The organism is Thioalkalivibrio sp. ALE20 (assembly GCF_000381405.1).
Lineage (GTDB): Bacteria > Pseudomonadota > Gammaproteobacteria > Ectothiorhodospirales > Ectothiorhodospiraceae > Thioalkalivibrio.
Map to the genome: position 1 here is coordinate 500,859 of NZ_KB906471.1, position 20,334 is coordinate 521,192.

22 protein-coding genes are annotated in these 20,334 nt (G+C 69.6%); 13 read left to right on the forward strand and 9 right to left on the reverse strand.

Going from position 1 to position 20,334, the window contains the following annotated elements:
- Positions 1 to 206: 206 nt before the first annotated feature.
- Complete coding sequence (locus tag F790_RS0102415) at positions 207 to 1,508, forward strand: OmpP1/FadL family transporter (RefSeq protein ID WP_019590741.1); 1,302 nt, start codon at positions 207 to 209, stop codon at positions 1,506 to 1,508.
- On the opposite strand, the gene F790_RS0102420 is transcribed toward F790_RS0102415, so the two are convergent.
- Positions 1,502 to 2,506 (reverse strand): matrixin family metalloprotease, encoded by a 1,005-nt coding sequence (locus tag F790_RS0102420; protein ID WP_019590742.1) that lies wholly within the window; start codon positions 2,504 to 2,506, stop codon positions 1,502 to 1,504. The two genes, F790_RS0102415 and F790_RS0102420, sit on opposite strands and share 7 nt — an antisense overlap.
- A 98-nt stretch (positions 2,507 to 2,604) precedes the next feature.
- Between F790_RS0102420 and F790_RS0102425 the strand changes: the two genes are divergently transcribed.
- On the forward strand, positions 2,605 to 3,027 hold the full coding sequence (locus F790_RS0102425) for a DUF3617 family protein (protein WP_019590743.1): 423 nt from the start codon (positions 2,605 to 2,607) through the stop codon (positions 3,025 to 3,027).
- Positions 3,028 to 3,056: 29 nt separating this feature from the next.
- Here the strand turns inward: F790_RS0102425 and F790_RS0102430 are convergent, their stop codons facing one another.
- Both F790_RS0102430 and hrpB read right to left on the reverse strand, forming a co-directional pair.
- Complete coding sequence (locus F790_RS0102430) at positions 3,057 to 3,278, reverse strand: hypothetical protein (RefSeq protein WP_018870091.1); 222 nt, start codon at positions 3,276 to 3,278, stop codon at positions 3,057 to 3,059.
- 107 nt (positions 3,279 to 3,385) lie between these two features.
- Entirely contained in the window at positions 3,386 to 5,917 is a 2,532-nt protein-coding gene (gene hrpB, locus F790_RS0102435) for an ATP-dependent helicase HrpB (RefSeq protein WP_019590744.1), read from the reverse strand.
- A 247-nt stretch (positions 5,918 to 6,164) separates the two neighbouring features.
- On the opposite strand from hrpB, the gene F790_RS0102440 reads away from it, so the two are divergent.
- Positions 6,165 to 6,566, forward strand: coding sequence for a winged helix-turn-helix domain-containing protein (locus F790_RS0102440; RefSeq protein WP_018870093.1), 402 nt, complete (start codon positions 6,165 to 6,167; stop codon positions 6,564 to 6,566).
- 144 nt (positions 6,567 to 6,710) lie between these two features.
- On the opposite strand, the gene F790_RS0102445 is transcribed toward F790_RS0102440, so the two are convergent.
- Entirely contained in the window at positions 6,711 to 7,145 is a 435-nt protein-coding gene (locus F790_RS0102445) for a rhodanese-like domain-containing protein (RefSeq protein WP_026332825.1), read from the reverse strand.
- Positions 7,146 to 7,413: 268 nt separating this feature from the next.
- Between F790_RS0102445 and modA the strand changes: the two genes are divergently transcribed.
- The 4 genes from modA to F790_RS14100 are packed head-to-tail and all read left to right on the forward strand — an operon-like array spanning position 7,414 to position 10,309.
- Complete coding sequence (modA, locus tag F790_RS0102450; RefSeq protein ID WP_026332826.1) at positions 7,414 to 8,214, forward strand: molybdate ABC transporter substrate-binding protein; 801 nt, start codon at positions 7,414 to 7,416, stop codon at positions 8,212 to 8,214.
- A gap of 6 nt (positions 8,215 to 8,220) precedes the next feature.
- Positions 8,221 to 8,913 (forward strand): molybdate ABC transporter permease subunit, encoded by a 693-nt coding sequence (modB, locus tag F790_RS0102455; protein ID WP_019590747.1) that lies wholly within the window; start codon positions 8,221 to 8,223, stop codon positions 8,911 to 8,913.
- Positions 8,910 to 10,016: a molybdenum ABC transporter ATP-binding protein gene (gene modC, locus F790_RS0102460; protein WP_026332691.1), complete on the forward strand. Its 1,107-nt coding sequence runs from the start codon at positions 8,910 to 8,912 to the stop codon at positions 10,014 to 10,016. The genes modB and modC overlap by 4 nt, the downstream gene beginning before the upstream one ends.
- 8 nt (positions 10,017 to 10,024) lie before the next feature.
- The gene (locus F790_RS14100) at positions 10,025 to 10,309 is read left to right on the forward strand and encodes a type II toxin-antitoxin system RelE/ParE family toxin (RefSeq protein ID WP_081694108.1); all 285 of its coding nucleotides are present in this window, start codon (positions 10,025 to 10,027) and stop codon (positions 10,307 to 10,309) included.
- Positions 10,310 to 10,425: 116 nt separating this feature from the next.
- Here the strand turns inward: F790_RS14100 and F790_RS0102465 are convergent, their stop codons facing one another.
- Complete coding sequence (locus F790_RS0102465) at positions 10,426 to 10,938, reverse strand: DsbC family protein (protein ID WP_018870098.1); 513 nt, start codon at positions 10,936 to 10,938, stop codon at positions 10,426 to 10,428.
- A gap of 226 nt (positions 10,939 to 11,164) precedes the next feature.
- On the opposite strand from F790_RS0102465, the gene pyk reads away from it, so the two are divergent.
- From pyk to F790_RS0102495, 6 genes are all read left to right on the forward strand, one after another.
- Positions 11,165 to 12,607: a pyruvate kinase gene (pyk, locus tag F790_RS0102470; RefSeq protein WP_019590748.1), complete on the forward strand. Its 1,443-nt coding sequence runs from the start codon at positions 11,165 to 11,167 to the stop codon at positions 12,605 to 12,607.
- Positions 12,608 to 12,709: 102 nt separating this feature from the next.
- On the forward strand, positions 12,710 to 15,163 hold the full coding sequence (locus F790_RS0102475) for a Lon protease family protein (RefSeq protein ID WP_019590749.1): 2,454 nt from the start codon (positions 12,710 to 12,712) through the stop codon (positions 15,161 to 15,163).
- Positions 15,156 to 16,025 carry a universal stress protein gene (locus tag F790_RS0102480; RefSeq protein WP_019590750.1) on the forward strand — a complete coding sequence of 290 codons (870 nt, stop codon included), beginning with the start codon at positions 15,156 to 15,158 and terminating at the stop codon, positions 16,023 to 16,025. The genes F790_RS0102475 and F790_RS0102480 overlap by 8 nt, the downstream gene beginning before the upstream one ends.
- A gap of 86 nt (positions 16,026 to 16,111) precedes the next feature.
- On the forward strand, positions 16,112 to 16,396 hold the full coding sequence (locus F790_RS0102485) for a DUF3817 domain-containing protein (protein ID WP_019590751.1): 285 nt from the start codon (positions 16,112 to 16,114) through the stop codon (positions 16,394 to 16,396).
- A 26-nt stretch (positions 16,397 to 16,422) separates the two neighbouring features.
- Positions 16,423 to 17,403 (forward strand): daunorubicin resistance protein DrrA family ABC transporter ATP-binding protein, encoded by a 981-nt coding sequence (locus F790_RS0102490; RefSeq protein WP_026332827.1) that lies wholly within the window; start codon positions 16,423 to 16,425, stop codon positions 17,401 to 17,403.
- Entirely contained in the window at positions 17,400 to 18,167 is a 768-nt protein-coding gene (locus F790_RS0102495) for an ABC transporter permease (RefSeq protein ID WP_019021309.1), read from the forward strand. The genes F790_RS0102490 and F790_RS0102495 overlap by 4 nt, the downstream gene beginning before the upstream one ends.
- Before the next feature lie 96 nt (positions 18,168 to 18,263).
- Here the strand turns inward: F790_RS0102495 and F790_RS0102500 are convergent, their stop codons facing one another.
- The 4 genes from F790_RS0102500 to F790_RS0102515 all read right to left on the reverse strand — a co-directional run bounded on the left by F790_RS0102500 (position 18,264) and on the right by F790_RS0102515 (position 20,313).
- Positions 18,264 to 18,770 carry a DsrE family protein gene (locus F790_RS0102500; RefSeq protein WP_019590753.1) on the reverse strand — a complete coding sequence of 169 codons (507 nt, stop codon included), beginning with the start codon at positions 18,768 to 18,770 and terminating at the stop codon, positions 18,264 to 18,266.
- Between the two features lie 44 nt (positions 18,771 to 18,814).
- Entirely contained in the window at positions 18,815 to 19,321 is a 507-nt protein-coding gene (locus tag F790_RS0102505; RefSeq protein ID WP_026332690.1) for a DsrE family protein, read from the reverse strand.
- 2 nt (positions 19,322 to 19,323) lie between these two features.
- Positions 19,324 to 19,950, reverse strand: coding sequence for a TetR/AcrR family transcriptional regulator (locus tag F790_RS0102510; protein ID WP_018870107.1), 627 nt, complete (start codon positions 19,948 to 19,950; stop codon positions 19,324 to 19,326).
- 72 nt (positions 19,951 to 20,022) lie between these two features.
- Positions 20,023 to 20,313 carry an acylphosphatase gene (locus tag F790_RS0102515; RefSeq protein WP_019590754.1) on the reverse strand — a complete coding sequence of 97 codons (291 nt, stop codon included), beginning with the start codon at positions 20,311 to 20,313 and terminating at the stop codon, positions 20,023 to 20,025.
- Positions 20,314 to 20,334: the final 21 nt, after the last annotated feature.

The window sequence follows — 20,334 nt, forward strand, 5'->3', positions numbered from 1 at the left end:
TGCGGCTTCCTTGTGCAGAATGACTGCACGGCGGTCGCCGCGCCTTGTTCGCACGCAAAAGCGACTCGAGCGCGAGCGTGTACATTGATCAGTGTTTCCTTAAGCCCCCGTTGCAAGCCGGCCCTTGTGTCCGGCCGGCGGGGTCGCTACCTTCGGCTGTCAGACGGATCACGAGAATCCGTGTCACGGGTGTGAAGGGGGGAACCATGCCTGTTCGACCGCGCCATCTCGCGGCCGCGGCCATCGCCGCGCCGCTCGGTCTGGCCCCGGCCACCGTGCTGGCCGCCGGCTTCTACCTGCAGGAACAGGGGGTCACCGGCCTGGGCCGGGCCTATGCCGGCGAGGCCGCCATCGCCTCCGACGCCAGCACCATCTATTTCAACCCCGCCGGCATGACCCGCCTGGAAAGCGCCGAGGTGCAGGCCGGTGCGCATCTGCTGTTCCCGCGCTCCAGCACCCGCAACGACGGCTCGAGCTTCACGAATGCGAACGGCCAGACGTCGCCCGTGGAGGGCAGCGAGGGCGACAACCCCTACGACCCCACCCCGCTGCCCAGTTTCTACTGGGCCGAGCCGCAGTCGGATCGCGTATGGCTGGGCTTCGGCCTGGGCACCCATTTCGGACTGAAGGGCGAGTACGACGACGATTTCTTCGCCCGCTACGACTCGCTGGAGACCGACCTGCGGGTGCTCAATCTGCAGCCCAGCATCGCCGTGCAGGTCAGCGACCGGGTCTCCGTCGGCGGTGGCATCGACCTGCAGTACGCCGATGCCACGCTGCGTGCGGCCATCCCGGACCCGATTGGTCCGGACCCGGCACTCGACGGCGAATACCGCCTGGAAGGGGACAGCTGGGACGTGGGGTACAACCTCGGCGTGCTGATCGACCTCGCGGACACCACTCGCCTCGGGTTGCACTATCGCAGCGGGGTGACCCACACGCTCAAGGGCACGGCGCGCGTCGCCATGCCGGAGAACGGCCCGCCGCTGACCGGGCCGGTGGTGGCCACCGGCGAGGCCGACCTCAAGCTCCCGGACATCGCCAGCGCCGCGCTCAGCCATCGCTTCAACGAACGCTGGACCGGGCTGCTGCAGTACACCTGGTTCAAGTGGTCGAACTTCGACGAGATCGCGGTGGAGTCCAGCCACCCACTGGCCGAACAGGAGCTGGAGCAGGACTATCGCAACAGCTACGCCCTGGCGATCGGGGCCGAATACGAGCTCAACCCGGCCTGGACCCTGCGCGGCGGCATCCAGTACGACCGCACCCCCACCCGCGACAGCCACCGCTCGACCCGAACCCCGGACGGCGACCGCACCTGGCTGTCGCTGGGGGCCTCCTGGCATCCGTCGGAACGACTGAGCGTCGACCTCGGCTACTCCTACGTCCACGTGTCGAGCGAGGACATCGAACTGACCCGCGAATTCGACACCGGCACGGTGGAATACAGCGGCAGCACCCGCGGGCGGGTGAACATCCTGTCGGCAGGGCTGCGCTACCGCTACTGACCCCGTGCGGGCCCGGTGGGCCCGGTGGACTCGGTGGTCACGTCGCAGGCCTGTTCCAGCGCACGCCGGTCGGCCTCCGCGAGCCGCTCGCGCCCCGCATTCTCGGCACCCAGACTGGCGTGCATCACCGCCGCCGGATCCGCAACATGGCCGATGCCCAGCGCATGGCCCAGCTCGTGCGCCAGCACCAGCGTCAGCCGTTCGCGGTCGGCGGCCTGATAGACCGTGATGGCGCGTCCGTCGGCGGACTGTTCGTACAGTCCCACGTTGAATCCGGTCGCTCCGCGCGAGCGCTCGTTGTGGCCGTCCGCACGGGCGTTGTAGTCCGCGATCGCCGCGTCCAGCTCCGCCCGGCGTTGTTCCAGTTCTTCGCGGCGCTCGTCCAGGCGCTCGGCCCGGCGGTTCAGCTGGCGCCGCTGGCCCTCGATGGCCTCCGCTTCGCGCTCCAGCCGCGCGCGACGCGCCTCGCTGCGGCGCCCCTCGCCGGCATTCCAGGCGGAAACGTCGCGCCGGTGAGCCGCCTGGCGCTCTGCCAGGTCTTCGCGGTCTTCCCCGTGGCGGCGGAGGTCCGCCTCCAGCGCGGAGCGCGCGTGATCCAGACGATCGCGCCGTCGCTCGATCTCCGCGTACCGTTCTTCCAGCCCCGAGCGGACCTGCTCGCGCCGCAGGGCCTCGGCCTGCCGCTCGTCGAACACCAGCCGCACGGCCACGCCCTCGCCCGCCCGCTCGCGAAACAGCCGGGCATCGGTCACCGCCTCCCACATCCGGCGGGCATCGCGCAGGGCCGCGCGCACTTCGTGTTCCTCCAGACCGAACGCCGTGTCCACCCGATCGAGATGAAAGGTCACCGGGAGCCGGCACCCCGGCGCAACCGGGTGCTCCGCGAACGCGGCCGGGGCCGGGGCGTCCGCCTCCCGCGCGTCGTCCTGCACCAGCTCGCGCCAGGCTCCGGCCGCGACCAGCACAACGATCAGCGGCAACCACCAGCGTCCCGTCATTGCGTACTCCTCGTCCCCTCCAAACGCAGAGTTGCCACACCTCCGGCCCCCATGCAAGATGGATCGGGAAAGCCCTTTTCCGCATCCGGAGAACCGTCATGCTGCGATTCCTGATCCCGCTGGCCCTGCTGGCCCTGCCCGTGGCCGCCCAGGCCGAGACCCCCAACATCGAACCCGGCGAATGGGAGTACACCCATACGACCACCATCGAAGGCATGCCCCAGATGCAGGACCAGGTCGAAGTCACCCGCGAATGCGTGACGCAGGAAGACATCGAAAAGGGCGAGGACGTCATCGAGGTTCCGGAAGAATGCACCCTGGATCACGTGGACGTCCGCTCCGACGGCGCCGACTTCGCCATGACCTGCACCGATCCGCAGGGCGACCGCGCCACCATGGAAGGCGAGATGCGCTTCATGGGGACGCGTTCCGAAGGCACCATGACCACCGACGTCGACAGCCCCATGGGCCCGATGACGATCATCATGGAGATCGAGGGCGAGCGCATCGGGGACTGCTGAGCCGTGGCTCGACCCGCGGGACGAACGGACTACAGCAGTCCCAGATGTTCCGTCAGCAGGTACCAGACGACATACCCCCCGTACAGGATCAGGAAGATCACGCTGAGGATGGTGATCGGCCGATAACCCTTGATCCGCACCTCGTAGGAGATGTCCTCGCCGCGTGCCCGGCGCCGGCGGACCTCCAGCCAGCGCGACACCCGCCACCAGATGAACAGCAGGATCAGGATCGCGGTCAGGAACTTCAGCATCGGGGGAATCTTCTCGCAGTGGTGCTGAACGCGACACTACCCGAGAACGCCGCGCGCCGCATCGTGGACCCGATCCGGAGCCGGACTCCGGGGGGCGGTCCCCGCGATCACCGCCGCTTTGCATGCCGGGTCGCGGGCGCATCCCAGGGGTCCTCGGGCCACGGATGCTTCGGATAACGCCCCTTCAGCTCGCGGCGCACCTCCGGGTAGCCGTTCGCCCAGAAGCTCTTCAGGTCCTGGGTGACCTGCACCGGGCGCCCGGCCGGTGACAGCAGATGCAGCATCACCGCCACCCGGCCGCCGGCAACCGTCGGGGTATCGGTCAGGCCGAACAGCTCCTGCAGCTTGACCGCCAGCACCGGCGGCTCGCAGGTGTAGTCGACCCGGTGGGCGGAACCGGACGGCACCTCGATGCGCGCCGGCGCCTCGCGTTCCAGTTGCTGCTGCTGGGCCCAGTCCAGGCGTGCGCGCAGGATCGCCGCCAGATCGAGGCGTTCCAGATCGCGCCGCCGCGTGATCCCGGCGAGATACGGCCCCAGCCACTGCTCGAAGTCCGCCAGCAGCGCGGCATCGCTCATATCCGGAAACCCCGCCTCCGGCATCGCCTCGTGCAGCAGGTGGATGCGGGCGCGGAGCTGACTGGCCGCCGCGTCCCACGGCAGCCGCTCCAGCCCCTCGCGGCGCAGCCGTGCGCACCACGGGGCGACGGTGTCGGCGGGATCCGCCAGCGCGATCATCTGCCGTTCGATCACCAGCGTGCCGACCCGGCGGATACGCGCATTCTCCAGGCGCGCTCCGTCCTCCACCCAGTCGCAGCGCGTCTCGCGGTGGAACAGCTCCGGCGCCTCGCGTTCCAGCACCGCCGGATCCAGCGCCACCGCGCAGCGGATGCGGGCCTCGCGTTCGGCATCGCTGCAGTCCACCGCCACCAGGAATTCCGCATGCGCCAGGCGTTCGCGCTCCGGCAGCACCGCGCCGCGGCCGTTGCCCATCACGAAACGCCCGGCCGTGCCGCCACGATGCCGGGCGATGCGCTCCGGCCAGGCCAGCGCGGCCAGCACGTCCAGGGCGGCGGGCTCGTCCATTGCCTCGTTCGCCCCCGCTTCGCCGGCGGCGGCCGCACCCGCGACCCGTTCCAGCCCCTGCTCCAGACGCCGCAGGGATCGCTGCCAGGCACGTCCGCCCGCGCGCCGGGCCCGCTCCAGCCGCAACTCCAGATCCAGGGGCATCTCCGGTCCGGCCAGACCCGGCTCCTCCACCAGCACCGCCAGCTCACAGGCCAGCCGCGACCACCCGCGTTCCTGCGCACGCAGCAGCATGTGCGCCAGCCGCGGATGGGTCGGAAGGCGCAGCAGCGCACGCCCGTGATCGGTGATGCGCCCCGCTGCGTCCACCGCGCCCAGTTCCGCGAGCAGCGCCTGCGCCGAGGCCAGTCCCTGCGCCGGGGGCGGTTCCAGCCAGTCCAGCCCGGCCACCGGCTCGCCCCAGCCCGCCAGCTCCAGCGCCAGCGGCAGAAGGTCCACCTGGCGCAGTCCCGGGGTTGCGTAATCCGGCCGGGCGACCTCGTCCGCCTGCGCCCACAGCCGGATCGCGACGCCGGGTTCGGTGCGTCCGGCACGCCCCGCACGCTGTTCGGCCGCGGCCTTCGAGGCCGCCACCGTCACCAGGCGCGAAAGCCCGGTGGCCGCATCGAAACGCGGCTCGCGGGCCAGCCCCGCATCCACCACCACCCGCACGCCTTCGATGGTCAGGCTGGTCTCGGCGATGTCGGTGGCCAGCACCACCTTGCGTTCGCCCGCCGGCGCCGGCTGCACCGCGCGCGCCTGCTCCTCCGCGGCCAGACGACCGAACAGCGGCACGACCCGCGCATAACCGGACGGCGTATCCAGGCCGGCGTCCCCGCCCGCCTGCAGCCGCGCGGCCACCTCGCGGATCTCGCGCTCCCCGGGCAGGAAGACCAGCAGGGACCCCGTCTCGGCCGCCAGCGCCTCGCGCACCGCCCCGGCCACCGCGTCCGCCAGCGACGCGTCCGGCGCCGGCGGCGCATGCCGCACATCCACCGGAAACTGCCGGCCGCGTGCCCGCAGGACCGGCACGGGTTCGGCCCCGCCCTCTGATCCGCCCCCGGCCAGCAGGCGCGCGACCGCATCGTCATCCAGGGTGGCCGACATCACCACGATGCGCAGCTCCGGGCGCAGCAGCCGGCGCACCTGCAGCGCGAAGGCCAGCGCCAGCTCCGCCTCCGGCCGACGCAGGTGGAATTCATCGAAGACCAGGGTATCGACGCCCTCGAGCAGCGGGTCGGCCTGGATGCGGCGCAGGAAGATCCCGTCGGTGACCAGCTCCACCCGGGTCTGCGCCGACACCTGCTGCGCGTCGCGCACGCGATAGCCCACCGTCTGCCCCACGGCCTCGCCGCACTGCCCGGCCATGAACGTAGCCGCCATGCGCGCGGCCAGACGCCGCGGCTGCAGCACCACCACGCGCCCGGGCGAATCCCCGAAGGCCAGATGCAGCGGCACTCGGGTCGTCTTGCCCGCCCCGGGCTCGGCCACCAGCACCGCCGCCCCGTGCGAGGACAGCGCCGCATCCAGCGGGCCCAGCAGATCCTCCAGCGCCGCCGCTTCTTCCCGCGCCATCGTCGCGCTCATCGCGAACGGGTCAGCCGCCACCGGACACCGCGGCCGACGCGGCCGAGACGGAACGGGGCCGATCTGGAAAGATTGCTCACCATGTCCTCAGTCTCGCAGATCCCGCCGCACCGCGCCGCCTGCCGAGCTTACACCGGGCGCACACCGGGTCCATACCGGGCTCATACCCGGCACATGCCTCGCAATCCGCGGCCTTTCACGGCACCATCCCCGCAGATTTCGACCATGGCCGACCATGAGCAGCGACCCCGACAACCCCGACAGCGCCCCCAACAGCGGAAACCGGCATGACCCGACGCCCCGCCTGCGGATCCTGCTGGGCGAGGTGACGGCCCTCGGACCGGGCAAGGCACGCCTGCTGGAGGCCATCCGGAGCGCGGGTTCGATCTCCGGTGCGGCGCGTGACATGGGCATGTCCTATCGCCGGGCCTGGAACCTGGTGGAGACCATGAACCGCAGCTTCCGCGAACCCCTGGTGGACACCGCCCGCGGCGGCACCCGGGGCGGCGGCGCGCGGGTCACGCCGCTGGGCGAGGACGTCCTCGCCCGCTACCGCCGCATGGAGGAGCGCGCCGCCGAGGCCATCCGCGACGAGCTCGACGCCATGCGCCCGCTGCTCCGCGACGACAACGAATAGCCCGCATATCTGACCATATTGGCTATGGGCTATGGGACTATGCGGGTATGTGGGTATGTGGGTATGTGGGAGCGTGCTCGCACGCGAACACCCCGACGCCCTCAAGGGCCCCGGCCGTGACGAAACCGCCGCGGCCCGCGACCCTCAATCCGCCTCCCCGGCCCCCTGCCACCCGCGAAACCCCTCGCGCACCGACAGGCTGCGCACATACCCCAGATCGCGCAGCAGCTGCGCGGCCCGCAGGCTGCGCCGCCCGCTGTTGCACAGGCACAGCAGGATCTGATCCTGGCGCACATGGTGCTGGTTGATCAGCGACAGGAAGTGCTGGAAATCCCGCTCGTCCGGCTCGTCCGCATCCAGCAGCTCCTGCTCTTCTTCCGACAGGTGCTTGCCCAGCAGCTGCTTCAGCCGGAACAGCGGCACCGATACCGCACCATCCACCGCGCCTTCCAGCTCCAGCTCGAACGGCTGGCGGATGTCCAGCAGTACCGCCAGCCCGATATCCACCAGCTCGCGCGACGCATCCACGCTGATCTCCAGCTGCGGCTCGTCCATCGGTTCGTTCCTTTCGTTACTCATGCGCACTCCTTCAAAAAGGCGCTGAATCGAGGCATCCCGGATCCGGAATGCACGGCCGGCCGGCGGTCCCCCGGCCCCTGCGGCCACCGGGCCCGACCGCCCGATGCTTGACCGGGTTCATCGAGCCCGTTATGTTTCATTAAACATAACGCGAATGCAAAAATCCCCGCCGACCCGACACCCGGATCCTCCACCCGTGGCCCGATCCCGTGCAAAAAGCACGAGCACCCCCGTGCGTGAAAGAACAAACCGAAAAGGACGACCGATGATGCACCTGCGCGCCCTCTTCCTGATCCTGCTCCTGTTGCTGCCCGGCCTGGTGGCCGCTAACGACCCGCTGACCATCGCCGCCGCCTCCGACCTGCGCTTCGCGCTGGACGAGATCATCGAGGAATACGAACGCGAACACCCGGACGACGCGGTCCGCGTGACCTACGGCTCCTCCGGCCGCATGACCACGCAGATCATGAACGGTGCGCCGTACGACGTCTTCTTCTCCGCCGATATCGCCTACCCGCAGAAGCTGCGCGCCGAGGGCCATGCCGTGACGGAACCGGAGGTCTACGCCATCGGCCGCATCGTGCTGTGGAGCAACCGCATGGATGCCTCGGAGATGACGCTTGAAGACCTGACGCGCGACGACATCCGCCGCGTCGCCATCGCCTCGCCCACCCACGCGCCCTACGGCGTGCGCGCGATGGAGGCGCTGAAGTCCGTCGGTATCTGGGAGGATCTGCAGCCCAAGATCGTCAACGGCGACAACATCGCCCGGACCGCACGCATGATCCAGGCCGGCGGTGCCGAGATCGGCATCATCGCGCTGTCGCTGGCCGAGTTCCCGGACCTCGCCGAACACCCGCACCACCTGATCGACGACGCGCTGCACGAACCCCTCACCCAGGGCTTCATCATCACCCGACGCGGCGAACACAACGAGGCCGCGCGCCGCTTCGCCGACTACATGCACGGCGACACCGCCCGCGACATCATGCGCCGCTACGGCTTCGTGATGCCCGGCGACGACCTCGCCGAAAACCGCTCCGCCGAAGCCGCCACGGCCGCCCCGTAAGCGCCCATGTTCGACCTGAGCCCCACGGACTGGATGGCGATCGAGGTCACCCTCAAGCTGGCGATCTACACCACGCTGATCCTGCTGGTGATCGCCACGCCCATCGCCTGGTGGCTGGCCAATGGCCGCGCCCCCGGTGGCTTGCGCACCGCGGTGCAGGCACTGGTCGCCCTGCCGCTGGTGCTGCCGCCCACCGTGTTGGGCTTCTATCTATTGGTCCTGCTGGGCCCGGCCGGCCCGGTCGGCAGCACGCTGGAGAACTGGGGCCTGAACCACCTGGCCTTCACCTTCCAGGGCATCCTGATCGCCTCGGTGATCTACTCCCTGCCGTTCGCGGTGCAGCCGCTGCAGCAGGCCTTCGCCAACCTCGGCCGCCGCCCGGTGGAAATCGCCGGCTCGCTGGGCGCCGGGCGCATCGACCGTTTCTTCACCGTCATCCTGCCGATGACCCGCGGCGGCTTCATCGTCGCCGCCACCCTCGCCTTCGCCCACACCCTCGGCGAGTTCGGCGTGATCCTGATGCTGGGCGGCGCGATCCCCGGCGAGACCCAGGTGCTGTCCATCCTGATCTACGACCACGCCGAGGCCATGGACTTCGAGGCCGCCCACCGCCTGTCGCTGGGCCTGCTGATCTTCGCCTTCGCGGTGCTGTTCGTGGTCTACGCGATCAACCGCCGCTTCGACACGGTGCGCCCGTGACCGGCCCCATGACCGAGACCCTGCGGATCAAGGCGCGGCTGGAGCGCGCAGGCTTCACCCTGGACGTGGACACCGCCTTCCCGCTGCAGGGCGTCACCGCCCTGTTCGGCCGCTCCGGCTGCGGCAAGACCACACTGCTGCGCATTATCGCGGGGCTGGAACACCCGCCCGGCGCCGAGGTGCACTTCGGCGCCACCCCCTGGCAATCCGGCAAGACCTTCGTCCCGCTGCACCGCCGCCGCGTCGGCCTGGTGTTCCAGGAATCCACCCTGCTCCCGCACCTGTCGGTACGCGGCAACCTGCTCTACGGCTACAAGCGCACACCGGAGCCCCTGCGCCGCCTGCACCTGGACGAGGTCGCCCGCCTGCTCGGCATCGATGACCTGCTGGGGCGCCGCGCCGAGGCGCTCTCCGGCGGCCAGCGCCAGCGCGTCGCCCTCGGCCGCGCCCTGCTCACCAGCCCCGACCTGCTGCTGCTCGACGAACCCCTGAACGCCCTGGACACCCAGACCCGGCGCGAGATCATGCCCTTCCTCGCGCGGCTGTCCGAGGAGACCGGCATCCCCACCCTGCTCGTCACCCACGCCCCGGACGAGGTCGAACGCCTCGCCACCCGCGTCGCCTTCATGCACGACGGCCAGCTCGAACGCCTGGAACCCCTGCGCGACGCCCTCGCCCGCGCCGACTCCCCCCTGTTCCGCGACGAAGGCGCCGTCTCCGTCCTCCAGGGCGAACTGGGCCCGCCCGACGAACACGGCCTGCACCCCTTCGGCCCGCCCGAGGCCCGCTACCACGTACCATCCACCCCCGGCACCACCAACGGCGCCGGGAGCCAGGCCCGCCTGCGCATCGATGCCCGCGACGTCGCCCTCGCCCTCTCCGCGCCCGACGACGTCTCCGTCCTCAACATCGTCCCGGTCACCATCGAGTCCCTCGACGAGGCCCCCGGCCACCACGGTCCCGCGCGCATCCTCGCCGTCTGCCGCCAGCACGACGGCCAGACCCTGATGGCCGAACTCACCCGCCTCTCCGCCGAACGCCTGCGCCTCCAACCCGGCACCCGCGCCCACGCCCTCGTCAAAGCCGTCGCCTTTCTCGACTGATCAAATCGATGATATATCGCGTGTCGCGCAATGCGCTGCGCTCGCCAAAGATCAAGTCGTGTCGGCACAAGGGACTGCGCCGCTTCTACGAGTCAGGCAGCGTGACAGGCATACAGCCTCGACATGCAGGACGTCCGAGAATACTGCTGGCAGCGCTGGATACGGCGGCCACGGTCGAAGACATGGATATTCCCGGGTGCCACCTGCACCGACTGAAGGGCACTGCAAAGGGACGCTGGAGCATCCGGGTCAGCGGCAACTGGCGTCTGACCAACGAACAACCAGGCGCGTAGTGCGGCAAGCAGGTGGGCGACGGGCAAGGTGGCTACCCCGGCCCGGTCAGCGCCGAGGCATCCACCGATATCGCTAAGAACCAGAGGGGGCCTCCAGCGCATGGAGAATACGCTGCTTACCGGGCCGCCTCGGCTTCCAGCATGTCTGCGAGTTCGGCAGCGGGGACCAGGCCGTACCTGATCTGCCCCTTGGGGGTGATGATGGTGGGGGTACCCAGGAAACGGTGCTCCCGGGCGATGGCCAGATGATCGGCCACGGGATTCGGGCAACCTTCCGCCTTTACTTCGGTCCCGCCCAGCTTGGCCCGCGTGATGGCATCCTGCCGGTCGTCACTGCACCACACCGCCTCCATCTGCTCGAAGGCGTTGCCGATGACGGGAAACGCCGCATAGCGAATGCGGATGTCCCACAGGAGGTAGTCGTCGATTTGCTGGTGGAACTCGCGGCAATAGGGGCAGTTGACGTCGGTAAAGACCGTCACGGTGTACCGGGGGTCCTCCGGCTCAAAGACGATGAGCTCGTCCTCGTCGAGGCCCTCCACCAGTTGCACGATCTCGGCCTGCCGTTCCCCGGCGGCCGCGTTGCCGCTCAGGCCGAACACCAGAAGCGCCACGGCCACCAGGACCATGGGCCATGTGCAGATCCCGTTCGTCCGTATCACGTGCACCACCCTTCCGGCTTGATATGTTGACAGCCGTGGTTTGTCGGCCTGGCGATCCCCTGCCCCGAAACACATACCCATGGACCATTGCGAGGTATCCGGGTTCCGGATGGAGGACGCCCGCCAGGCTCGGTGGCGACAGACTTTCGCGGACGGTTTACTCTCGATGGCATTGATCGAGCAAGGGTCTGTCATGCCGTTTCCCGCACAGAAGACCAAGATCGTGGCCACCATCGGGCCGGCGTCCGATTCACCGGAGACGCTGCGGCGGATGATGCAGGCCGGGCTGAACGTGGTCCGGCTGAACTTCTCGCATGGCGACCCCGCCTATCACGCCGGTCTGATCGCTCGGATCCGCGAAGCGGCGCAGGAAACCGGGACCCGTGTGGCCATCCTCGGGGATCTGCCGGGACCGAAGATGCGCATTGGCGAGCTGGCCGAGGAGCCGATCGAGCTGGAGCCGGGTCAGGGCATCACGCTGACCACGCAGGAGTGCATCGGGGACGCCTCGCGGGTCAGCGTGTCGTTCTCCGGGTTGCCGGAGGCGGTGCAGCCGGGCGATGCGCTGTTTTTGAACGACGGCTACATCGAGCTGGAGGTGGAGTCGGTCGCCGGGCCCGACGTCAGCTGCCGCGTGCAGACCGGCGGGGAGCTGCGCTCGCGCAAGGGGCTGAACCTGCCGGGCATCGATCTGGGCATCCGCGCCTTCACGCTGGACGATCACGCATGGCTGCGGTTTGCGGCGCAGCACGGGGTGGACGCGGTCAGCCAGAGTTTCGTGGTCGACGGCGAGGACATCCTGGCGGTGCGCAAGGCCGCGGAGGATCTGGGCTACAACCCCTTCATCATTGCCAAGATCGAGCGCGCCGATGCGCTGGAGCAGCTCGACAGCATCCTCGAGACGGCCGACGGCATCATGGTGGCGCGCGGGGATCTGGGGGTGGAGATCCCGATCGCGAGCATCGCGCTGGCCCAGCGCCGCATCACCCGCCGTGCCAACCGGCACAACCGCCCGGTGATCACCGCCACGCAGATGCTGGAGTCGATGGTGAACTCGCGCCGGCCCACGCGCGCCGAGGCCACCGACGTGGCGAATGCCATCCTCGGCGGCACCGACTGCGTGATGCTCTCCGGCGAGTCCGCGATGGGGCGCTATCCGGTGGAGTCGGTGGCGATGCTGGCAGCCATCGCCCGTTCGATCGAACCGGAACGCGACGCCGCCGCGGGCACCGACCACCCGGACGAACCCGACCTGCCCGAGCAGGAGCGTGCCGCCGACCTGATCGCGCGCAGCGTATTCCACACCGCGCACCGGAGCCGACCGCAGGTCACGCTGGTGCCCACGCTCAGCGGCGCCACCGCCCGACGCATCGCCGGCCTGGGCCTGCCCTGCTGGATCGCGGCCTTTACGCCGCACCCCGAGACCGCTCAGGGCCTGCAGTTTTCCTACGGTGTCCGGCCGGAGGCCGTGGCCGAGGACCGCAGCGACTGGAACGACTTTGCGCACCAGTGGCTCGCGGAGAACGCAATCAACGAAGGTCTGGCCCTGCTCGTCCAGGGCCCCTCCGAGCCGCACCCCTCGGGCAATCACCGCCTGGAGCTGCTGGAACTGGACTCGGTCCACACACAGAGCTGATCCCGGCTGCGGGAGCGCGGCCCGGCAACCCCGGGGTGCAGGCCTTTGTCGCCGGGGCAGGTATCCGGCTATGGTCCGGGGTACGGATCAAGGAGAGCTGGCATGACCCGACCGACACCCCTGGACGCGGAACGGACCTACCATCGCTGCCCGCCGGAGCAGCTCGCGTTCGACACCACCGAAGAGCTGGAAGAACTGGAACTCCCCTGCGGCCAGGACCGGCTGCTGCGCGCGCTGGAATTCGGTGCGGGCATGCGCAGCGCGGGTTTCAACCTGTTCGTGCTCGGCCCCGAGGGCAGCGACCGGCACGACCTGGTGCGCCGCTTTCTCGCCCGCCGCGCGGCCAGCGAGGCGGTCCCGCCGGACTGGTGCCATGTCTTCAACTTCGACCGGCCGGAACGCCCCCACGCGATCCGTCTGCCGGCCGGCGAGGGGCGTCAGCTGCGCGATGATCTCGAGAATCTGGTCGAGGAGATGCGCACCAGCATCCCTGCCGCCTTCGAGAGCGACGAATACCAGGGGCGGCTGCGGGAACTGCAGGAGGAGATGTCCGAACGCCAGAACGAAGGCGTCCGCGAGGTCCAGGAGGAGGCCAACAAGCACGACATCGAGCTGGTCAGCACCCCCAGCGGCTTCACCTTCGCACCCGTCCGTGACGGCGAGGTCCTGGACCCGGAGGAATACGAGAAGCTGTCGGAGGAAGAACGCGAGCGCATCGAGCAGAAGGCCGAGGAACTGCAGAAACAGCTGCAGCAGGCCATCCAGCAGGTGCCCCGCCTGCGCAAGGAGCTGCGGGAGAAGGTCCACTCGCTGAACGAGGAGATGGTGCAGCTCACCCTCGGCGGCCCGATCCGCGAACTGAAGGAGAAGTGGGCGCACCTGCCGCGGGTGGCGGAACAGCTCGACGCCATCCACGGGCACGTGGTGGAACACGCCGAGGTCTTCCGCGGCGGCCACGACGAACACGGCGGGCAGGATGGGCAGAGCGGGCAGGATCACGCGCCCCCGGAAGCGCTGCTGGCCCGTTTCCGCGCCAATCTGCTGGTGGACCATGCGGAAACCGAAGGGGCGCCGGTGATCTACGAGGACCTGCCCAATCACCAGCATCTGACCGGCCAGATTGAACACCACGTGCACAACGGCGCGCTGTACACCGACTTCTCGCTGATCCGCGCCGGTGCCCTGCACCATGCCAGCGGCGGCTATCTGATCCTCGACGCCCGGCGGGTACTGATGCAGCCGATGGCCTGGGACAGCCTGAAGCGCGTGCTGTTCTCCGGCGAGATCCGCATCGAGTCGCTGGAGCGGCTCTACGGCCTGGTCAGCACGGTCAGCCTGGAACCCGAACCGGTCCCGGTCTCGCCCAAGGTGGTGCTGGTGGGCGACCGCCTGCTGTATTACCTGCTGTCGCATTACGACCCGGACTTCGCCGAGCTGTTCAAGGTCGAGGCCGACTTCGAGGACGACCTCGAGCGCGACGAGGCCGGTTACGCCCTGTACGCGCGCATGCTCGCCAGCATGGCGCGGCGCGACGAGCTGCGCCCGCTGGACCGCGGCGCCGTGGCCCGCACCATCGAACACGCCAGCCGTCTGGCCGGGGACCAGACCAGGCTCACCGCCCATGACCGCACCCTGCGCGACCTGCTGATGGAGGCCGACCACTGGGCGCGCCAGGCAGAGGCCGGAACCATCGGCGCCGCCCACATCGAACGCGCGATCGAGGAACGCATCGAGCGCTCGGCACGCGTGCAACGGCGCAGCCTGGAGCAGATCCGCCGCGGCACGGTGATGATCGCCACGGAAGGCAGGCAGACGGCCCAGGTCAATGGCCTGTCCGTGATGCAGCTGGGCAGCCACCTGTTCGGACGCCCCATGCGCATCACCGCGACCGCGCGGCCGGGCAAGGGCCAGGTCATCGACATCGAGCGGGAGGCCAGACTGGCCGGGCCGATCCACAGCAAGAGCGTGATGATCCTTTCACGCTTTCTCGCCAGCCGTTACACCGGGGATGCGGAGCTGTCGCTGTCGGCCAGTCTCGCCTTCGAACAGTCCTACGGCGGGATCGAGGGCGATTCCGCGTCGGTCGCCGAGATCTGTGCCCTGCTGTCGGCCATCGCGCGGATCCCGCTGAAGCAGGCGCTGGCGGTGACCGGCTCGGTCAACCAGCACGGCGAGGTCCAGGCCGTCGGCGGGGTCAACGAAAAGATCGAGGGGTTCTTCGATGTCTGTCGGGAAGCGGGCGAGATGAACGGCCACGGCGTGCTCATCCCCGCCAGCAACGTGGAACACCTGATGCTGCGGCGCGACGTGCGCGAAGCCGTGGCCGCCGGCCGCTTCCGCGTGTACCCGCTGCGCTCGGTGGACGACGCCGTTGCCCTGCTCGCCGACATGCCCCCCGGGGAGGCGGACGCCGATGGCGAGTTCCCGGCGGAGAGCTTCAACCGCGCGGTCGCCGACCGGCTGGCGACCTTCGCCCGCCTTGCGCGGCATCGCCGGCACGAGGACGCGGGCGCGGAGGACGCCGGCCCCGTTCCTCGGGACGAGGACAATGACTGACCCCGCGGGCACCCAGCCGCTCCCGTCGGCGGAGGCCGGGCGCATCCTGGTCCTGCTCGACGCCTCGCGCGCCAGCCAGGCCGCGCTCGAGGCCGCGGCGACCCTGGCCGCCACGCTGCAGGGCGAGCTGCAGGCGATCTTCGTCGAGGAGGCCGATCTGCTGCGCAGCGCCGCCTACCCCTTCACCCGCGAGATCGGTTCGCTCTCCGGGCAGCCGCGGCCGCTGGAAACCGGGCCGCTGGAAACCCGCCTGCGGCGCCGCGCCGCCCACCTCCGCCGTGCGGCCGAACAGGCCGCCGCGCGTGCAAGGATCCACTGCTCGCTCGAGGTCCGCCGCGGATCGGTGCGCCGCGAGGTGCTTGCGCTGACCACCCCGGGTGATTTCCTCGTGCTGGGCAAGATCGGATGGTCGGCCGCGACCGGCAGCCGCCTGGGCTCCACCGCCCGCAGCCTGGTCCATGAAGCCCCGGGACGGGTCCACCTCACCGGAACCCGGCCGACACGCCCCGACAGCCCGGTCCTGGTGGTGGTCGATGCCCCGGAGACCGCGCACGATGCGCTCGCCTTCGCCCGCGCCCGGGCCCGCCAGCAACGGCGCCCCCTGACCGTGCTGCTCGTCCCGCTGGGCGACCCCGACGCCGTGCGGGAGCGGGACCGGGCCCTGAGCGAATGGGCGGCGACCGACGACCCTCCGGTGCGGGTTCAGTCGCTGCGCTCGAGCGCTCCCCGCGAGCTGCTCCGCACACTGGAACGTCAGCCGGCGGCCGAAGTGGTGCTCGGCCGCCGCAGCCCGCTGCTGGTCGGCCCGCAGGGCGACGCCCTGCTTGGCGCCCTCGAGGCCCCGGTCACCATCACGCCGTAGGGGCTGCGTCAGGCACCGGGAATGCCGCCGACGGCGCGCCCGCGTGCTAACCTTCGCGACCGTTTCACCAGCGATACCGGAAGGCCATGAAATACTTTCGTGCGATCAGCGTGATCGAGGGCATCTCCCTGATCACGCTGCTGTTTGTCGCCATGCCGCTGCGCACCTACGCGGACATGCACATGGCGGTCACCTGGGTCGGCTGGATCCATGGCATCCTGTTCCTGATCTATGCGGCCGCCACGGTGGTGGCCAGCCACATGCGCGGCTGGTCGGTACTCAAGTGGCTGCTGGTGCTGATCATGGGCGTGGTGCCCTTCGGGTTCCTGTACGTGGACTGGATGATCCGGCGCGAGCTGCAGCGCGGCTGACGGTCCGCGCACGAGCGGAGGTGAGCGTGGACAACACCATCGAGGTGGAAGGCCTGGTCCGGGATTTCGCCGGCACCCGCGCGGTGGACGAGGTCAGCCTGAAGGTCCCCGCCGGCCATGTACTGGGACTGCTGGGCCCGAACGGCGCCGGCAAGACCACCACGGTGCGCATGCTAGCGACCCTGCTCTCGCCCACCGCCGGTCGCGCGCGGGTCGGCGGCCTCGATGTCGTCGACGAGGCGGCGCGGGTGCGCGAGATCATCGGCCTGACCGGCCAGTACGCATCGGTGGACGAGAAGCTGACCGGGCGCGAGAACCTGATCCTGATCGCCCGCCTGCTGGGCATGAAACGCGCCGCGGCCCGGGCCCGCGCCGACGAGCTGCTGGCCGACTTCTCCCTGCGGGACGCCGGGCACCGCCCGGTGCAGACCTATTCCGGCGGCATGCGCCGGCGGCTGGATCTGGCGGCCAGCCTGGTCGGCCGCCCGCGCATCCTGTTCCTCGACGAACCTTCCACCGGACTGGACCCGCGTGCCCGCCGCGACCTGTGGGCGCGGGTACGCCGGCTGCAGGACGCGGGCACCACGGTGCTGCTGACCACCCAGTACCTCGAGGAGGCCGATGCACTGGCCGATTCCATCGTGGTGCTGGATCAGGGCCGCGTGATCGCCGAGGGCACGGCCGCGGAGCTGAAGGCCCGGGTCGGCACGCGCACGCTGTTCCTGCGCCTGGCGCGGGCGGACCAGGCGGATGCGGCCGCCCGCCAGGTGGCCACGCTCACCGGCAGCGAACCGCATGTAGAAGGCGAGACCGTCAGCGCACCGGTGGCCGAGGCCTCGCTGCTGCCGGCGGTGCTGCGCGAGCTGGATGCCGCCGGGATCGAGGTCGCGGAGCTGGGCCTGCGCAGCGCCAGCCTGGACGACGTATTCCTGTCACTCACCGGGCAGACCGGCAGCGGCGACGCGCCGGCCGATGCCGCCGGGGACAGTGGGGAGGATGCCGCATGAATGCCCTCGACCAGACCCTCGCGCTGGCCTGGCGCAGCCTGGTGCAGGTGCGCCGCAACCCCTGGGAGCTGGGGGATTACTCCATCCAGCCGATCCTGTTTCTGGTGCTGTTCCTGTTCGTGTTCGGCGGGGCCATCGCCGGCTCGCCGGATGACTACCTCGCCTTCGTGCTGCCGGGCGTAATCGTGATGAACATGCTGTTCGTCACGGTGTATGTCGGCCACGGCCTCAACACCGACCTGACCCGCGGGGTGTTCGACCGCTTCCGCGCCCTGCCCATCCCGCGCTGGGCGCCGCTGGCCGGGCGCATCCTCGCGGACGTGGTGAAGCAGCTCCTGTGCATCGCCCTGCTGCTGATCGTGGGCTACCTGCTGGGCTTCCGCCTGGCCACCTCCTTCGGCCATCTGCTGGTCATGGTACTGCTGGTGCTGACCTTCGCGGTGGCGTTCTCCTGGGTGATGGTGCTGGTCGGCGTGCTCGCGCGCGACCCGGAACACGTGCAGCTGTTCGGCTTCACCGCGCTGTTCCCGGTCACGTTCGTCAGCTCGGCGTTTGTCCCGGTGGAGACCATGCCCGAGTGGCTGCAGGGCTTCGTCCAGGCCAACCCGGTGTCGCTCCTGACCGACGCCGCGCGCGGGCTGATGAACGCGGACGGGGCGGTCGCGGCCCCGGCGCTCGCATCGCTGGCCTGGGCGGCGGGGATCGCGGGGGTGTTCGCGCCGTTGTCCGTATGGGTGCTCAACCGCCGGCTGGCGCGCGGCTGAGCCCCGGCGGGCGCTACGCCCGCAGCCGTCTGCACAAAAAAAGGCCGGCGCACGGATGCGACGGCCCAAAGGCCCCGTGTGATGGGGTGTGCGGGTTCAGTAGACGGGCACCAGCGCGTAGCCCTGGTTCTGATAGCCCATCACCGCGATGAATCCGCTGCGAACCGGCTTGATCGGCTCCAGGATCGTGTCGTTGTCCACGCCATAGGCGCGCGTGGCCGCGGCGCAGACTTCCATCTGCACGCCCAGCTCATCCAGCCGGTCCACCGCCTTCGCGATCTCCTCCAGGGTCTCCGCGTGGTCGATGTCGACCTCCGGCTCCGGATCGGTGGTGATGAACTTGACCGCCTCGGCGATAAACACCATCCGCAGGTCGGGCTCCACGCCCTCCTTGAGCAGGTTCTCGTGGTTGGTGGCGATGCCGCGCAGGTACGCCAGCATCACGTCCGGATCGGACTTGCGCATGTCGTAGACCGCCCGCATGGTCTCGATCCCCTGCGTGGCCTCACGGTTGTCCAGGCCCTCGTCGTCGGCGACCGCCGGCACGGCCAGACCGAGCGGCAGGACGCAGGCGAAAAAGATGCTCAGTATCGTTTTTCTCATGTAGTTTCCTCCTCCTGGTGGTTTTCCGGTTGCTCCACTCGGGCTCAGTAGATCGGGATCACCGCATAGCCCTGCGCCTGATACCCGGTCAGCGACACGAAGGTATTGCGTACGGGATCAATACCCGGCAGAAGGTTGTGGTTCTCCACGCCAAACAGGCGCGTGGCCACCGAACAGGCCTCCATCCGCACGCCCTTCTCCCGCAGCGCGGCGATGTGCTCCTCGATCGCGTCCAGATGCTCGAACTGCGTCAGTTCGAACCGCTCGCGGTCCTCGCTGACCATGGTCACCGCCAGCCCGCGGAAGGCGAGGATCATGTCCGGCTCCACGCCCTGGTCGGTGAAGTCCTCGTGGGTCTCGCGGATCACCATCAGGTACAGCGCCAGCCCCTCGGGGTCGCTGTTGTTGAGATCGAACACCACGCGCCCGGTCTCGACGCCCTCCAGCGCCTTCGCGTCGGTGGGTTCAGCGCCGGCTTCGGCGGCGGACACCGCCAGCATTGGCCATGCGGCCAGCGCCAGCAGCAACGGCAGTACGGCCATTCTTTTCATCATCATGCGTTCTCCCGGGTGGTGTTGCGAGGCGGATCCATCGCAATCGCCCGCCATGCCGCCTCCTGCATGTCGGGCAAAAAGTCGGACAGCGGCCGGTCCAGCACGCCGTCGAGGTACAGGTGCAGCAGGCGGATGGCTCCACCGAAGGCCACGGTGGCCGCCACCGGCACCTCCATCGGCCGCAGCTCGCCAGCCGCCATGCCCTGCTCGATGCATTCGCGCATGCGCTGGAACGGCTGCGACGAACACACCGGCGGTTCATCCGGCAGGAACTCCCGGTGGCGGGACTCCAGCACGAAGCGCATGGTCTGCGGGGCCTGTGCGGTGGTCTCGAACAGAAAGGCGATGATCCCGTCGCAGCGCGTGCGGCAGTCCTGACTCTCCTCCATCACCTGCTGCAGCCCGGCATCCATGCGCTGCAGCAGGTCGTCATAAAGCGCTTTGGCCAGGGCCTCCTTGTTGCCGAAGTGGTGATAGATCGAACCGATGGACACCCCGGCCTGGCGGCGGATGTCGTGGATGGAGGTATTGAAATAGCCGTCGGTGCTGAAGCGCTCGAGCGCGGTGTCCAGCACCAGCTTGCGCAGGGTCTCCCCGCGTACAGCCTTTCCGGGACTGGCGGTCATCGACGCCCCACTAAAACGAACGTTCGTTCTAATCTACACCCGCAATGCGTCGGGGGAAAGACCCGACCCGGCTCAGCCGGTGGTGAACCGCTCCGGCGGCGGCTGCGGGATCGGAACGTCCTCGACCTGCAGATCGTCCACCCGGGCCTGGCGCGGGCCCTCCTGCAGCCACGACCCGAGCCGGTCGAGGGCCTCGGGCGAGCCCACCGCCAGCACCTCCACGCTGCCGTCGGGGAGATTGCGGGCATGGCCGGTCAGGCCCAGCGGGCGCGCCTGTTTCTGCGTGGAGGCGCGGAAGAACACGCCCTGCACCCGGCCGCTGACACGCCAGCGGCGGGCCCGGTTATCATTGGCTTCAGTCATGAATCCTTCACCTCCGGAGTC